The sequence below is a fragment of the Dechloromonas denitrificans genome (genome assembly GCF_001551835.1).
In the GTDB taxonomy this organism is placed as follows: Bacteria; Pseudomonadota; Gammaproteobacteria; order Burkholderiales; family Rhodocyclaceae; genus Azonexus; species Azonexus denitrificans.
Map to the genome: position 1 here is coordinate 664,306 of NZ_LODL01000035.1, position 15,706 is coordinate 680,011.

The 15,706-nt window shown below is 59.8% G+C and carries 14 protein-coding genes; 6 read left to right on the top strand and 8 right to left on the bottom strand.

All coding sequences use genetic code 11. The features are described from left to right. The first annotated feature begins 39 nt into the window (after positions 1-39). Positions 40-3,003 carry an ATP-binding protein gene (locus tag AT959_RS18010; protein WP_083518474.1) on the top strand — a complete coding sequence of 988 codons (2,964 nt, stop codon included), beginning with the start codon at positions 40-42 and terminating at the stop codon, positions 3,001-3,003. Next, entirely contained in the window at positions 3,000-3,278 is a 279-nt protein-coding gene (locus tag AT959_RS21290; RefSeq protein WP_157651351.1) for a hypothetical protein, read from the top strand. The genes AT959_RS18010 and AT959_RS21290 overlap by 4 nt, the downstream gene beginning before the upstream one ends. Positions 3,279-3,303: 25 nt before the next feature. On the opposite strand, the gene AT959_RS18015 is transcribed toward AT959_RS21290, so the two are convergent. Both AT959_RS18015 and AT959_RS18020 read right to left on the bottom strand, forming a co-directional pair. Beyond that, positions 3,304-4,233, bottom strand: a complete 930-nt coding sequence (locus AT959_RS18015) for a viperin family antiviral radical SAM protein (protein WP_066886193.1) — start codon at positions 4,231-4,233, stop codon at positions 3,304-3,306. Then, a complete protein-coding gene (locus AT959_RS18020; protein ID WP_066886196.1) occupies positions 4,224-4,499 on the bottom strand; it encodes a WG repeat-containing protein in 276 nt (91 codons plus the stop codon). Before AT959_RS18020 ends, AT959_RS18015 begins: the two co-directional genes overlap by 10 nt. Before the next feature lie 411 nt (positions 4,500-4,910). Here AT959_RS18020 and AT959_RS18025 point away from each other — a divergent pair, with 411 nt between their 5' ends. Continuing rightward, on the top strand, positions 4,911-7,688 hold the full coding sequence (locus tag AT959_RS18025) for an ankyrin repeat domain-containing protein (RefSeq protein WP_066886203.1): 2,778 nt from the start codon (positions 4,911-4,913) through the stop codon (positions 7,686-7,688). A gap of 87 nt (positions 7,689-7,775) precedes the next feature. On the opposite strand, the gene cysN is transcribed toward AT959_RS18025, so the two are convergent. Beyond that, on the bottom strand, positions 7,776-9,044 hold the full coding sequence (cysN, locus tag AT959_RS18030) for a sulfate adenylyltransferase subunit CysN (protein ID WP_066886206.1): 1,269 nt from the start codon (positions 9,042-9,044) through the stop codon (positions 7,776-7,778). Then, complete coding sequence (gene cysD, locus AT959_RS18035; protein ID WP_066886209.1) at positions 9,044-9,982, bottom strand: sulfate adenylyltransferase subunit CysD; 939 nt, start codon at positions 9,980-9,982, stop codon at positions 9,044-9,046. Before cysD ends, cysN begins: the two co-directional genes overlap by 1 nt. 203 nt (positions 9,983-10,185) lie before the next feature. On the opposite strand from cysD, the gene AT959_RS18040 reads away from it, so the two are divergent. After that, complete coding sequence (locus AT959_RS18040) at positions 10,186-10,704, top strand: superoxide dismutase family protein (RefSeq protein ID WP_066886212.1); 519 nt, start codon at positions 10,186-10,188, stop codon at positions 10,702-10,704. A 79-nt stretch (positions 10,705-10,783) separates the two neighbouring features. On the opposite strand, the gene fumC is transcribed toward AT959_RS18040, so the two are convergent. The 3 genes from fumC to hpaR all read right to left on the bottom strand — a co-directional run bounded on the left by fumC (position 10,784) and on the right by hpaR (position 13,012). After that, on the bottom strand, positions 10,784-12,172 hold the full coding sequence (gene fumC / locus AT959_RS18045; RefSeq protein ID WP_066886215.1) for a class II fumarate hydratase: 1,389 nt from the start codon (positions 12,170-12,172) through the stop codon (positions 10,784-10,786). A 12-nt stretch (positions 12,173-12,184) separates the two neighbouring features. Beyond that, positions 12,185-12,427, bottom strand: coding sequence for a DUF2789 domain-containing protein (locus tag AT959_RS18050; RefSeq protein ID WP_066886218.1), 243 nt, complete (start codon positions 12,425-12,427; stop codon positions 12,185-12,187). 99 nt (positions 12,428-12,526) lie between these two features. After that, positions 12,527-13,012, bottom strand: a complete 486-nt coding sequence (gene hpaR / locus AT959_RS18055) for a homoprotocatechuate degradation operon regulator HpaR (RefSeq protein WP_066886221.1) — start codon at positions 13,010-13,012, stop codon at positions 12,527-12,529. Between the two features lie 137 nt (positions 13,013-13,149). Here hpaR and AT959_RS18060 point away from each other — a divergent pair, with 137 nt between their 5' ends. Together AT959_RS18060 and hpaA are read left to right on the top strand one after the other, a co-directional pair. After that, positions 13,150-14,166 (top strand): TRAP transporter substrate-binding protein, encoded by a 1,017-nt coding sequence (locus tag AT959_RS18060; protein WP_066886225.1) that lies wholly within the window; start codon positions 13,150-13,152, stop codon positions 14,164-14,166. 55 nt (positions 14,167-14,221) lie between these two features. Then, positions 14,222-15,136, top strand: coding sequence for a 4-hydroxyphenylacetate catabolism regulatory protein HpaA (hpaA, locus tag AT959_RS18065; protein ID WP_066886498.1), 915 nt, complete (start codon positions 14,222-14,224; stop codon positions 15,134-15,136). 63 nt (positions 15,137-15,199) lie between these two features. Here the strand turns inward: hpaA and AT959_RS18070 are convergent, their stop codons facing one another. Next, the gene (locus AT959_RS18070; protein ID WP_066886227.1) at positions 15,200-15,631 is read right to left on the bottom strand and encodes a GFA family protein; all 432 of its coding nucleotides are present in this window, start codon (positions 15,629-15,631) and stop codon (positions 15,200-15,202) included. Positions 15,632-15,706: the final 75 nt, after the last annotated feature.

Below are 15,706 nucleotides of genomic sequence, written 5' to 3' on the forward strand. Positions count from 1 at the left end.
CCATTGCCAAATCGGCCGCTGCTGATCGATGGGAGAGGGATGAATCCAATCGCGGGGAAAACATCGCGACATCTGCGCCGGTTGTTGATTGCCGGCCTGCTCTGTTCCAACGTGGTGGTCCTGGGCCTCTCTGCCTACTCGCTGGTGCAAAGCCGGCAGCAATATCAGTTGCGGGCCGAGGCGCTGACCCAGAACACGGCCAATGCGCTCGATCAGTCCGTCTCCGGTTCGATTGAAAAAATCGAACTGGCCCTGCGCACGGTGGGCGATGAACTGCAGCGGCAACTGGCGGCGGGCAAGGGGATCGACGAGTTGGCGATGAATGCCTTTCTGCTGCGTCAGGAGCGGCGTTTGCCCGAGGTCGAGGCATTCCGGGTGGCCAATGCGGACGGCCGGGTCATCCTCGGCAAGGGCGTCAGCAAGCGCGAGGTTGCCAGTTGGGCCGACCGCGATTACTTCATCTATCTCCGCCAGCATGCCGATCCGGCCGTGCAGATTTCCAAGCCGCGGATGGGGCGGGTTGCCAAACAATACATCGTCGGTTTTGCGCTGCGCTACAACTATCCGGACGGTCGTTTTGCCGGCGTCGTCTCGGCGCCGATTTCGCTCGATCATTTCACCCGCCTGCTCTCCCGCTATGACGTCGGGGCGCAGGGCGCCATTAGTTTGCGCGATACCGAGCTTGGCCTGATTACCCGAGCCCCGCTGATTCTCGACCAGCCGGCCGGCCAGATCGGCAATACCCTGGTTTCCCCGGAATTTCGCCGCCTGGTCGAATCCGGGGTACCGGCTGATACCTTCCACACCCCGGCCAGCGGCGACGGTTTCGACCGTTTCGTCACGTTCCGGCGCCTGGCCCGGGCACCGATGTACGCCATCGTCGGGGTGGCCAGTGCCGAAGCGCTGGCCGACTGGTATGACGAAGTCTACAAAACCTCGTTCATGGCCGGCGGTTTCCTGTTGTTGTCGCTGATTCTGGGGGGCGTTCTGTTGCGTCAGTTGGCCCGGAATGACAGCAAGCAGCGGCTGCTGGCCGAGCGCGAAGCGCAGTTGAGTTCGCTGGTCGAGGCGGTGCCCGATGCCATCATCTTCAAGGACGGAGGCGGGCGCTGGCTGGTCGCCAATAACGTCTGTCTGCGCATCTTCGGCCTCGCCGACAAACCCTGGCAGGGCAGGACCGACGCCGAACTCGGTATCTCCGCGCTGAATGCCTGCCAGCGCAGCGACGAAGAGGCCTGGGCCAGCGGCAGCCCGCTGCAGCGCAGCGAGGAGTGGCTTGACTACGTCGATGGTCGGCGTATCGACATCGATGTTACCAAGGTGCCGCTGTTCGACGGCGAGGGGCGTCGTCAGGCCATGCTCGTCGTTGGCCGCGATATTTCCGAACGCAAGCGGAACGAAGCTGAACTTGAACAGCACCGGCGCCATCTCGAAGAACTGGTGGCGCAACGGACCGCAGCCCTGCTCGAAACCGAGGCCAAGGCGACGCATATCCTGAACTCCAGTGCAGCCGGCCTCTACGGGATCGATGATGCTGGGTGCATTACCTTCATCAATTCGGCCGCCTGTGCCACGCTGGGCTACGAGCCGGCGGACGTCATCGGGCAGTCGGCGCATACGCTGTTCCATCATCACCGGCCGGATGGCAGTCCCTATCCGGCCGAGGCTTGCCCGAGTTACAGCGCCTTGCATCTCGGCCAGAAAATCCGGGTCGACAACGAGGTTTATTGGCATGCCGACGGCCATGCCGTGCCGGTCATCTATGCCACCCATCCGATGTTCCTGAATGATCGGGTGAGCGGGGCGGTCACCAGTTTCGTCGATGTCAGCGAGCAGCGCGCCGCGACCCAGGCCCGTGAAAAGGCGCTGGCCGCCGCCGAGAACCTGGCTCGGGTGCGCAGTGAGTTCCTGGCCAACATGAGCCACGAAATCCGTACCCCCTTGCATGGCGTGCTCGGCTTTGCCCAAATCGGTTTCCGCAACTTCGACAACAGCGAAAAGGCCCGTGAGGCCTTCGCCAAGATTCTGGCTTCCGGTCAACGCCTGCTCGGGGTGATCAATGATGTCCTCGATTTCTCGAAAATCGAGGCTGGCAAGCTCGGCATCGAGCAGGCGACGGTGACGCTGAGCGAAGTGCTCGGCCATGCCGTCGAGCTGGTGCGCGACCGGGCCGAGGCGAAAGGGATCGATCTGCGCCTTGAGGTCGCCGACGATTTTCCGCGCTATTGCGTCAGCGATCCGCTGCGCATGGGTCAGGTGCTGCTCAACCTGCTCTCCAATGCCGTCAAGTTTACCGAAAGCGGCAGTGTCAGGCTGACCGCTTCACTGGATGCCGACGAACTGGTCTTCCGGGTGATCGACACCGGTATTGGCATGAACAACGAACAACTGGCCGAACTGTTCACGCCCTTCCAACAGGCGGATGCCTCGGCCAGTCGTCGCTTTGGCGGCACCGGTCTCGGCCTGGCGATCAGCAAGCGAATTCTCGAACTAATGAACGGTTCGGTCAGCGTGCACAGCCAGCTGGCAATCGGGACTACCGTCGAAGTGCGCCTGCCCTATGTCGCCTCGTCCTTCGTCGCCCCTTCCTTACCGTTGCCCGCCCTGACCGATGAAACCAAGCCGCTGGCCGGGCTGTCGTTCCTGATTGCCGAGGACGACCTGATCAACCGGATGGTTATCGAGGACAACCTGCTTGAGGATGGGGCGCGGGTGGTGATGGCCGTCAATGGCCGGGAGGCGGTCGAGCGGATCGTGCAGGATGGCCGCGATGCCTACGATATCGTGCTGATGGATATCCAGATGCCGGAGATGGATGGCTACGAGGCGACCCGGCGGATTCTCGAACTGGCCCCCGATCTGCCGATCATTGCCCAGACGGCGCATGCTTTTAACGAAGAGCGCGACAAATGCCTGGCGGCCGGCATGGTCGATCATGTCGCCAAACCGATCCGGATCGAGGACTTGATCCGGGTGGTCCGGCAGTACGTACAGCCGAAATGAAGAAGGCCCCGCAGGGCGGGGCCTTCTTCATGGGCGAACTGCCGAAGGGCTGGTCAGAGGATCATCCCGGCGCCGACCGTGTTGTTGCTTTTGTCGATCTTCATCCGGATTCGAGCGCATGTCGAACGTCGCGTCTGAAATTCAAAAAGGCTCTTCTATCGCTTGGTGTGCATGGGACGCTCAGGCTTACTTTGCCAGCAGAGGATTGCAATCGTCCGTGCTTCCCGCCCCATCGGAATGACCACCCCTTTCGAACGAGCCGCCTGATCAACTGATCGATTTCTTTTGCTGAACAGTACTTCATGCGATGGTTTCGCTAACCGATGTCCGGTATCTGAAGCGGAATTTATCGGGCTGCCAGCCAATCTCCCGAAAAGCCGTTTCGGCGCCTACCTTTAGTATTTCATCGCTGTAGTGGTAGCCAGTTCCTCTGGATGAGTTCTGGAAGAACCGGCCGTGTGGGTCAATCATGATGTACGACTCAACCATGTCATTGTTGTCTTCTGCCGCCATGATCACGCCAAGCCGCTTGTGACGTGTAACAAATTCGGCAAATTCGTGGTCGGCAATGGCCAGGTCACTGGTGATCGTGGGCAACATGCGCAGCACCTTCCATTTGTCCGGGGCGAGTTGCTGAATCAGTTGGCTCATGTCTTCCGTGAAATTAAGCGCGTTGACTACGGTGTTGATCTTCATGCGCAACGCCGGATTCAGGTGCCGTCCGGATTCAATGACGATAGCCAGATCGCTCAGGGAGAGAATCTGCTCATGTCTATCTGCCCGACCGATTTCCCGGTTGGTCGAAGCTATCGCCGAATCAAAGCTTAGACCGAGGATTGAAAGCTGCGGGGCAAGTTCAGTCATTAATGGCTGAGTCAAGCGGCTACCGTTTGTAATCAGTGAAACCTTGAAGCCAAGCTCTCTGGCTTGGGCAACGATGCCAACGATTTCCCGGCTATAAAGCAAGGGTTCTCCGCCGGCCAGGCTGAGTCGTACCGAATCCCATTGCATGCCCAGCCGAGCTTGGTTCAGTCGGTTGTCCGGCGAGAAATGGCGATATATTTCTGCCAGCATGGCGGCGCTGGCTTTCGGCGAATGAATCAATTCCTTCCTGCTGCCCTCAGCGTGCCATTTCGAATAGCAGTAGCGACAACGGTAATTGCAAGCTTCGGTCACATGCCAGTTGATGACCAGTTCGCCGGATTGGGTGCCGTGGTAAGTCACAGCCATTCCCCCCGCTTGTTGATGAAACCCCATTTGCCGTTCTGGCGAACGGCGGCCTTGCCACCCTGAAACTCCCCGGCGTCTTCGAATTTCGGCTGGATCACCCATTCCTGCCGTTCATTGACGAATCCCCAGCGTCCGCCTTGGGTTTGAACAGGGGCGAGGCCTTCGCTGTAGGAACGGACGTTGCGGTATTTCGGGCCGGGTGTGCCGCAGGCGTTTAGCGTGAGCACAGACAGGGAGAGCAGGGCGGCGATCAGTTTTTTGAACATCGGTTTGGCCTTTCTGGCGGGTGCGTTTTTGCGACGGGCGCTCCGTGGGGAGCGCCCGTGCTTAGGCTTGCTTACTTTTTGGGGGCGGGTGGGTTGTTGCCGCGACCGGGGCCGGATGGGTTGCCGGTTTTGCTGGGGCCGTTTTTGAGATAGGTGGTCATGGTCTTTCTCCTGTGAATTTCCTCTCGATAATCCGTTTCAGCTTGAGGAATTTCTGAAACGGCATCGAATGCAATCTGCTTTCGATAGCGCTCAGTATTCAAAATGGCACGGGGAAAGACACGGAAAGATCGCGAACACACCGTTTTTTAGAATGGCTCAGGCGGAAAATAGGTGTGTTCGCGATCTTTCCTTCGGGTTTTTATAGGCAGATGGTTTAATTGATTCGTCATTCATTACGCGAGAAAAATCATGGCGGCGCTCGCATCCTTTGAAGAAATCCTGACAGAAGTTCATGCTCGGCTTGGCCTCAAGGCATTGCCTAACAGAAGGCTATTTACCGGCTACAAGATGGAGGTCGATGGACATGTCAACCGTGTACAGCAGTTGTTACGGGGCAAAAAGTTGGATACCGATGATTTGACCGGCATTTACCAGGCTTTGGAGCTTGATGAGCGGGCACAAAGCGATGCGGAGTATTTCGTTGGGAAACTTGCGGGAATATTGAAAGCCCTTGAGTTGCGGACTTGGACAGGAAATGCCAGTCAGCAGCAAGTGCTTTGGCAACTGCTGGCTTCCGTGCATGTGCCGATGTGGGCGCGAAATGTCGCATTCTGGTCATTAGCCAATATCGAACATGATTTGCCGCCAATTGATGCGGGGATGCCGGGTGGGGAATTCTGGTTTTTGCCAACGGCGGATGCTGAAGGCGGCAAAGTCAAATTGCCAGTACCCAAGGTGTTGGATTGGTTGTTGAAATTGCTTGAAACACCCTCGATTGACTCGCTTGGTAGTGCCGTCGGTAGGCAGTTTTTGCGCGAGCAAGACGAAAAATCTGGGAGAGATGAATCCGCAGTTAAAACCTTGCGCTACTGGCGGGAGGATGGCCTGCCAAAAAGTGCAGAGCAGATAGAGCAGGTTTTTCCTGATGATGCGACGCTGTCTTTTAATGGGGTGTTCGATCTTTTCTATGTCTTGTCGCCAGACGTGCAGTTTGAAAATGCGCTCAACTTTGTCGTCGACCGCAAGGGGCTGAATGTCGAGCAGTTGAGTGCCCAAATTCCGATGTCACCGGAGCGCCTGCCTCCTGTTTTTGAGAAAACTGCAACCGATGATGAAAAAGCGGCCTTCGTCCGGCATGTGAACACTCGGTATTCCACTCCGTCGATGGCAACCATTCGCCAGCGCCTGCGGGTGGCGCGTTTGATGCAGGCGGGCTATCAAGAGCTCGTCAAGTTTCTTTGCCCTGATTTGAAGCCCGAAGACGAGCATGATCCGAAGCAGAATAAAGTGCTGCAATTGATCGCCTTATTCGAATCGATCTACAACAAGACGATTCAGGCGCGGCATCAAGGCGATACAGAGGCCGAACAAGACGCTTGGTTCGAGAAACAGTTTGCGCCTTGGGATAGCTACGATTTGCTATTGCCGATTCTGTCATCTATCGATTGGGAAGACAGGGTTCACCTCCTTGCTGAGCGTTTGACTCGGCGTTTTCTGTCGCTTACGCCAGAGCGAGGGCTGGAAGACATCCTTCCGGTGAATGAGGGGGATCTCGAAGCGGTATGGGGCCCCAGGATTGAGCGTATTCAGAATGAGCTTGACGAGGATAAGCGGGTTGAAATGCTCCTCCAGCGGGTCAAGGCGGCATCGCCTTACCGGGCGTTGCAGGCCGAAGAAAGTTTCTGGGTGCTGAGTCAATTTGCGCAATCGGAGAGCTTGAGCGAAAACATTCGCCAGATGGCGCTGAATCGCCTGGCCGAGGTGTCAATAACCCCTTTGGAGCGCGGGAGTTTCAGGTTGCTAAAACTGGGGTACTTGTTGAACGGAGAGACTCGTTCGTGGCCGAAAGATGTGCGCTTGCAGGTTCAGCAGCAACTGGATACGGCAGCGGCGGATAAAGAGGCATGGGAGATGTGGAAAGCGCCGATGCTGAGGTTGAGTGCAAAACATGCGTTGTTCGAGAACCGCATTGCCGATGCCGAGCAGGATTTCAAGGCTGCGCTGGCGGCTTGTTCCGAACGGTCATTTGGTGGATCGCGTGGTGAGATTGCACAAGATGGGTTTGCTACCGCCATTGTGCGGATGGCATTGAATAAAAGGAATCACGAGCCGTACTACAGGAACATGCTGCATTTCATGGAATTCCAGAATGGCGTGCCGTCGTTTGAAGACGCCGCGACTGAGTGCGAAGAGTTTTTCTGGTCGACACTCTATCGACCCTATCCGGGACTTGATCCCATGGATGCCGTAGGCAAGGCGAATTTGGTTGCCGCTATCAAGGAAACCTTTGGTCTGATTCAAAACGGGGATTGGGGTGCCTTCAAGGCGTGGATGGAGAAAAACAAAAAGGCATTCCACGACGACGACCTCAAGGATGCGCGCCGGAGTAGTGTTCTGATGCAGTCGCTGAAATTCCTAAATGAATTTGAACTCAAGTTACCTATGCTCCGTGCCATGACGCCGGGCCATTTGCAAGGCGAGCTTCCCAAGGTGGAACAGCACATGCGGAATCGTCGGGAATCGATTCGCTTGTTGCTTGAAAGCTGGCCAAAGCAAGCCAACATTGCCGATTTCAAAGGGCAGACGCCATTGATGTTGGCGGCGAATCATGGCGATGTTGAACTGGTTCGGTTGTTGGCGTCGCTATCAGATATCGATGCCCGGGACTACCTTGGCCGCACGCCTTTGCATTCAGCGGTCGCGGGGCGTTCGCTAGTATGTGTCGAGGCCATTCTGGCGAACAATCCCGATGTTGCCAAAGTGAGCGAGGGCGAAGCCAATACTGTCGCTCACACCGCTGTACGCTTTGGCTGGACAGATGGTCTGCGCTTGATTCTGGATGAGTTTCCCAGATTGGCTGCTGTTGAAAATGCGGCAGGTCAGACGCCACTGGCGATGGCCTGCGAGCTTCTTGAATACTATGAGGAGTGGCGGACTTTCATGCAAAACCAGAAAGCTCGTCGGGTGGGAACTAAAGAGGATTTCGAGTCGGTCGTCGCGCTATTGAAAGAACGCCAACTCCATTGATGGAGATCGAATCAATGTGAAAACGCCTCCATCTCGGAGGCGTTTTGATTTTTGGCCGTTTTTTGCGGTTGACCGCAGGAGTCTTGCTTACAGAATCATCCCGGCCCCGACCGTGTTGTTGCTGCTTTCGTCGATGATGATGAAAGCGCCGGTGCCGCGGTTTTCCAGGTAAGGGTCAGCAAACAGCGGCTGGGCCAGCTTGAAGGTGACCTGGGCGATGTCGTTCATCGCCAGCTTCTCGGCCGGGACTTTTTCCAGCGTGTTCACATCCAGACGATGGTCGATGGCGGCCAGCTTGGCCTTCGAGTCGCGCGTCGTGTGACGGATCAGGTAGGTGCGGGCGCGGTCCATCGGGGCTTCGGCCATCCAGCAGACGGTGGCTTCGATCTGCTTGACGGCGGCCGGCACTTCGTTCGACTTGACGATCATGTCGCCGCGCGAGGTGTCGATTTCATCGGCAAGCAGCAGGGTGATCGATTGTTCGGTGAAGGCTTCGCCGATATCGACGCCACCGATTTGCACGGCTTTGACGGTCGACTCGCGGCCAGAGGGCAAGACGGTGACGGCATCACCGACCTTGATCGAGCCGGCTTCGACGCGGCCCATGAAGCCGCGGTAGTCGTGCAGCTCCGGATTGGCCGAGTCCTGCGGTCGACAGACGTACTGGACCGGAAAACGGAATTTCTCGGTGTGCTCGGTGTGGGCGGCCGGGGCGGCTTCGAGCATGTCGAGCAGGGTCGGGCCGTCGTACCAGTTCAGGCTGTCACCCCGGTCGACGATCATGTCGCCGTTCAGGGCCGACAACGGGATGAAGCGGATGTCCTCGATGCCGACCTTGGCGGCGAATTCGAGGTATTCGGCCTTGATCCGCTCGTAGGTTTCCTGCGAATAGTCGACGAGGTCCATCTTGTTGATGGCGACGATCAGGTGCGGAATACCGACCAGTGCAGCGAGCTTGGAGTGACGCCGGGTCTGCGTCAGCACGCCCTTGCGCGCGTCGATCAGGATGATGGCGAGGTTGGCGGTCGAGGCGGCGGTCACCATGTTGCGGGTGTACTGCTCGTGGCCCGGGGCGTCGGCGATGATGTACTTGCGCGTGCCGGTCGAGAAATAGCGATAGGCGACGTCAATCGTGATGCCCTGCTCGCGCTCGGCCTGCAGGCCGTCGGTGAGCAGCGACAGGTCGACGGCGCCGAGGCCGCGCTTTTCCGAGGTCTTGGCGATGGCCGACAGCGTGTCGGCGAGGATGGTCTTGGTGTCGAACAGCAGGCGGCCGATCAGGGTGCTCTTGCCGTCATCGACGCTGCCGCAGGTCAGGAAGCGGAGCAGGCCGTGGTCTTCAACTTGGGCGGTCATCAGAAGTAACCCTCTTTCTTGCGTTGTTCCATGGAGGCGTCGCTGGTCTGGTCGTCCAGGCGGGTAGCGCCGCGCTCGGTGATGGTGGTGGTGGCGGTTTCGAAGACGATCTTCGCAACGGTGTCGGCATCTGACTCGACCGGGGCGGTGCAGGAAATGTCGCCGACGGTGCGGAAGCGCACCTGCAGGTCGATGATTTCTTCACCGGCCTTGACCGGGTTGGCGACGTCGCCGGAGACGAGCGGCACGTTGACCGGCACGATGGCGCCCTGGCGCATGACGACCGGGCGGGTGTGGGCGAAGTAGATCGACGGCAGCTCGAGGCCTTCGCGCTCGATGTATTGCCAGACGTCCATTTCCGTCCAGTTCGAGATCGGGAAGGCGCGAATGTTCTCGCCCTTGTGGCTGCGGGCGTTGTACAGGCTCCACAGTTCCGGGCGCTGGTTCTTCGGGTCCCACTGGCCGAACTCGTCGCGGAAGCTGAAGATGCGTTCCTTGGCGCGGGCTTTTTCCTCGTCGCGGCGGGCGCCGCCGATGCAGGCGTCGAAGCCGAATTCCTCGATGGCTTCGAGCAGCGTCACCGACTGGTGCTTGTTGCGCGATTCACCTTCATGCTTCAGCACGACGGTGCCGCGTGCCATGGAGTCTTCGACGGAGCGCACGATCAAACGCTCGCCCAGCTCGGCGGCCCGCTTGTCGCGGAAGGCGACCACTTCCTTGTAGTTGTGGCCAGTGTCGATGTGCATCAGCGGGAAGGGAAACTTGCCCGGGCGGAAGGCCTTTTCGGCCAGGCGCAGCATGCAGATCGAGTCCTTGCCGCCGGAGAAGAGCAGCACCGGGTTGGAACACTGGCCGGCCACTTCGCGCATGATGTGGATGGCTTCGGCTTCGAGCCAGTCGAGGTGGCTCAGTGTCGCGCGTTGAGTCGTTTGGGTCATTGCAGGGGAATCCAAGGATGGATGTGGAATGGTCCGCATTGTAGCAAGGCCTTAATATTGTTTTAAGAACATGTACGCATCTTGTTAGTTTCTTTGGTTATAAAAGAATATGTCCGTGGCGTGGAACGTTTGCCGCCGCGGCCGGTCATCCAATAGCTCGTCGTCATTTTGGTGACGCTGCTGTTCTTTCCCTGGGAGAAACCATGAAAAATCGTTCCGTTTTCGTTCTCAGCGCTTGCGCCGCTGTCCTGCTCGGCGGTTGTGCAAGTTCCCTCGGCGGCCCCTCGGCCATGGCCGAACTGCAGGCCCGCTCCGGCAGCACGGTGTCCGGTGGCGTTCGCTTCAGCGAAGTCGACGGCAAGTTGCGGGTCGAGGCCAAGGTGGCCGGCTTGACGCCGGGCGAGCATGGTTTCCACGTCCATGAAGCGGGCGATTGCAGCGCAGCGGATGCGAGCTCGGCCAAGGGCCATTTCAACCCGGCCGGCAAGGCGCACGGTCATCACGGCGGTAGTGAACGGCACGGTGGTGACCTGCCCAACCTGCTGGCCAATGCCCAGGGCGAGGCGAAATACAGCGCCGAGGTGACGGGGCTCAGCCTGAGCGGCGCAACCGGCGTGGTCGGGCGCAGCATCGTGGTGCATGCCGACCCGGACGACTACAAGTCGCAGCCGGCCGGCAACTCCGGCAAGCGTGTTGCCTGCGGAGTGATCGCGGCGCACTGAGGCGAGGCCGGTTCGCCGGCTGAGAATGCCCTGTTTTCGGCAGTCGACCGCAGCTATCGGTGTGGGCGGCTGGCCGGACTCAGGGCGCCGGATGCAGCATGTCTTCCGGTCTGACCCAGCGTTCATAGTCGTCCGCACTGACGTAGGCCAGCGCCAGCGCCGCCTGTTTCAGGCTGCAGTTCTCGCGGTTGGCGTACTTGGCGATTTCGGCTGCCTTGTCGTAGCCGATGTGCGGGGTCAGGGCGGTGACCAGCATCAGCGAGCGCTCCATCAGTTCGGCGATGCGCGGCCGGTTGGCAGCGATGCCGCGCACGCAATGGCGTTCGAAGCTTTCCATGCCGTCGGCCAGTAGCCGGACGCTCTGCAGGAAGTTGTGGGCGAGCAGCGGCTTGAAGACATTCAGTTCGAAATTGCCGGAGGCGCCGCCGATGCCGATTGCGACATCGTTGCCCATGACCTGGCAGCAGAGCATGGTCAGCGCCTCGCACTGGGTCGGGTTGACCTTGCCGGGCATGATCGAGCTGCCCGGCTCGTTTTCCGGGATGCTGATTTCGCCGAGGCCGGAACGCGGGCCGGAGGCCAGCCAGCGGACATCGTTGGCGATTTTCATCAGCGCCACGGCCAGCGTCTTCAGTGCGCCGTGGGCGGCGACCAGGCCGTCGTGGGCGGCCAGTGCGGCGAACTTGTTGCTGGCGCTGGTGAAGGGCAGGCCGCTGCCGGCGGTCAGTTCGGCGGTGACCCGGGTGGCGAATTCAGGGTGGGTGTTGAGGCCGGTGCCGACCGCGGTGCCGCCGACGGCGAGCGGGTAAAGCGAGGGCAGGCTGGCGGTGATGACCGCTTCGGCATGCTGCAACTGGGCGACGTAGCCGGAGAATTCCTGGCCCAGGGAGAGCGGCGTCGCGTCCTGCAAATGGGTGCGGCCGATCTTGATGATGTCGGCGAATTCGACCGACTTTTCCTCCAGCCGGCTGGTCAGTCGGCAAAGGGCGGGCAGTACCCGGCGGGTCAGGCCGATGACGGCGGCGACGTGCATCGCGGTCGGGAAAATGTCGTTCGACGATTGGCCGAGATTGACCTCGTCATTGGGGTGCACCAGGCGCTGGCTGCCGCGCTCGCCGCCGAGCAATTCCGAGGCGCGATTGGCCAGCACCTCGTTGAGGTTCATGTTGGTCTGCGTGCCGGAACCGGTTTGCCAGACGACGAGCGGGAATTCATCGGCATGCCGGCCTTCCGCCACTTCTTCGGCGGCAGTGACGATGGCCTCGGCCTTGGCGGCCGGCAGCAGGCCGAGTTCCTGATTGACCCGGGCACAGGCCAGTTTGACTTCGGCCAGCGCCTGGATCAATTCATCCGGCATCCGCTCGCTGGAAATGGCGAAATGCTCGAGCGAACGCTGGGTCTGGGCCCCCCACAGCCGGTCGGCGGGAACACTGATTTCGCCGAAGGCATCCTTTTCCGGGCGGGTCATGCTGGCGGCTGCCTAGTGTACGGCGGCGTGCAACTCGACGTTCAGTTCGTCGACGACCTCGGCCCAGTCGGCATCCTGAAGAATCGCTTCGCACAGGAAAGTGGCCTGAGCCGGTGTCCAGAAGCTGGCTTCATGCAGCAGCACATTGCTGGCCAGCGGGCGCCAGGTTTCGATGAAGCGGGCAATGGCCGGCGCATCGTCGGCTTTGCCGAGCTGGGCAAAAAGCATGCTCAGGTTATGAACAGGGGTTTCCATGCGCTACTCCTTGGCAGGCCACAGCGGCGACGGCGTCGCCAGCCGGGTGTAATGCTTGGAGTAGCTGCCGGCCAGTAAGTTCGGGCCGGCCGGGGTGGGTCAAAACTGCAGGTTGGCCCAGTCTTTTTTCTCGGGCAGCGCGACGCGCGGGATGGGGCCGCGCTCGGCGACGATCACCTTGTCCATGACTTCGTAAAGCTGGCGGATCAGTTCCGGCCCGAAAGCCTGTTCGATGACCCGGTACTGGGCTTCGATCAGCGGCCCCAGTTCGGCGACGAGCTGTTCGCTCTTGCGGGTCAGGCGGACGATGACTCGGCGCTGGTCTTCGGGGACGCGGGTGCGGGTGACCAGTCCCATTTCCTCCATCCGCGACAGCACACCGGTCATGCTTGGGCTGAGGATGTGGCACAGCTCGCAGATTTCACGCGGTTCCAGTTGCTCCATTTCGCTCAGCGTGCGCAGAATCCGCCACTGCTGTTCGGTCAGCCCGAAATGGCTGATGATGGGGCGGAAATGGCAGAGCAGCTCTTCGCGGGCTTTCAGGAAGAGTTGGGGCAGGTTTCGGTAGGCTAGCTTGCGGGACATAGGGACGATTCCTCCAGTCAGGTGGGCTGGATGTGCAAATTATGGCATTCGGTTTGCAGCAATGATACCAGTTGACTGCTTAATATGTTAGTGATTACATTGATAATATATTAGTAAATAAGTTCGCGGAGAAAATCGTGATTGCTCGCTTTGCCCTGGCCGTCGGTGCCCTTGCCTTGTCCACCCCGCTTCTGGCCCAGGAAGTGACCCTGAAAGTCGCCCACTTCCTGCCGCCCGCCGCGCCGGCGCAGCAGAAGGTGCTGCAGCCGTGGTGCGAGACGCTGAAGAAGGAGTCGGCCGGGCGTATCGCCTGCCAGATGTACCCGGCCATGCAACTGGGCGGCACGCCGGCCCAGCTGGTCGATCAGGTCAAGAACGGCGTCGCCGATATCGTGTGGACGGCGCCGGGTTATTCGGCCGGGCGCTTCCCGGCGATCGAGGCTTTCGAACTGCCCTTCATGGTCAGCAATGCCACTTCCGGCAACCGCGCCATGTGGAAGTATTACCAGCAAAACGCCCAGTCCGAATTCTCCGCTTTCAAGGTGCTGGCCTTCATGACCGATGGCGGCCAGGCGACGCATACCGGCAAGACCGAAATCAAGACGGCGGCCGACTGGAAAGGCCTCAAGCTGCGCACCTCGACCCGTCTCGGTGCCAAGACGCTGGCCGCACTGGGCGGCAGTCCGGTCGCCATGCCGCCGGCTCAGGTCACGGAAGCGATTGCCAAGGGCGTCGTCGATGGTGCGATGGGCGCCTGGGAAGTCGTGCTGCCGACCAAGCTTGACGAAGTCGCCAAGTTTCACGTCCAGCCGCCGGCCGGACAGGCTTTTCCGTCCACGACGGTGCTGATGGTGCTGATGAACAAGCAGAAGTTCGATGCCCTGCCGGCCGATCTCAAGGCGATCATCGACAAGAACAGCGGGGCCGTACTTTCCGAGTCCTTCGGCAAGGTCTGGGATGAAGAAAACCTGACGGCCCACAAGAAAGTGCTGGCCCGAGGCAACAAGATCAACGAATTCAGCGCCGCCGACATGGAAGCGATGAAGAAGGCGACCGCCGGTGTTGAACAGGAGTGGATCAAGCAGGTTGGCGAGAAGGGGCTGGACGGCAAGAAACTGGCTGCCGCCGCCCGCGAACTGGCCGGCCAGAAGTAGGGCGGGGCAAGACGATGTAAACTGGCGGTTTCGTGGTTTGGATTGGATGGACAACATGGCGGCCGCACCCGTTCAGGCAATTCCGGATATTCACATTGGTCGGGTTTACGATCAGCGTGATCCGGAATGCGAAATCCACTACGAAACCTTCGGCCGCCTGGCCGAGTTTTTCGGCCGCAACACGCCGCCGCATCGCCACTACTGTTTTTTCCAGATCCACCTGCTGCTGCGCGGCAGCATCAGCCTGAATCTCGATGGCCGGGTCTACGGTGGCAAGGCACCGCTGCTGATCTTCACGCCGCCGACCATTCCGCATTCCTTCTACTCCGAAGAAGATACCGACGGCCATGTGCTGACCGTTCGCCAGGAGGTCGTCCGCGGCTGGTATCGGGCGATGCCCGGTCAATGGCCGGATGCGCTGCTGCGCGAGGCGGCTTTTTTTGAACTGGACAGCCTGCCGGCCGAGAGCGCGGCCGATTTTTCGGCGCTGGTCCAAACCGTCGAACTGTTGCAGCGCGAATTCGAGCGCGATGCCAAGGGGCATTCCGCATTGCTGCAGGCGTTGGGCGAATGTGTCTTCATCCATCTCAGCCGCCTACTGCTCGCCCATGAGCCGACGGCGGCGCAGCGCCCTGAACGCAGCGAGGATTTGCGCCTCTTTCTCAATTTCTGTGATCTGGTCGAGGCGCATTTCCGCGACCACCTGACGCTGAGCGAATACGCCGGCCGGCTGCTGATTACCGAAGCCCGGCTCAACGACATCTGCCGGCGGATGGCCGAACGGCCGTCGAAAGAGGTCGTCCATGAGCGCCTGCTGCAGGAAGCTCGCCGCCTGCTGCGCTACTCGGCGGTGCCGGTCAGCGAAATCAGCTACCAGCTCGGCTTCGCCGACCCGGCCTATTTCTCCCGCTTCTTCACCAAGCGAACCGGCACGCCACCCAGCCAGTTCCGCCTGGCCGGGCAGTATTAAGTTGGTTTTTGCTTAATTTGGGGTGTGTACCGCAGCAGTGGCTTGCCCCGGTCGACTCACGGTTCAAAGCGGGTCTTCGCTAATAAGGACCTCGGCAATCCAGTGCTGACGACGCCTGGCCATTCTGGCCTCGGCGCTTTCCCCATCGAAGCTGGTTGACTGATGCTTGAGTAGTGCCGGGGCAATCCCCTGGAGTGCATGGGTGTTGACGACGGCAAAAGTTTGGCCCTCGATCTGGCTGGTCACCAGAGGAACATCGCCACAGCCCTCGCAAACATGAAATTGGGCCGTTTCCGTGGCGAAACTGTGTTTGCGGACCTGCGCGGGATTCCGGATTCGCACCTGCAGCTTGCCGGATGGGCAGGATGTCCAGACGCCGGCGTGGGTGGCGCAGAAAGAGCATGAGCAAGCGCGCGCGGGTATCGCAATGGGATCTGGCAGCCATTCGAGAATGAACGAAATATTGCCGCACTGGCAGCGACCGGGAGTCAGCATGAAGTCTCCTCTTTCGGCCAGTCTAACTATTTCGCCTTCTATTCGGCGCGAGGAAGCGCCGACCTGCAATTCAAG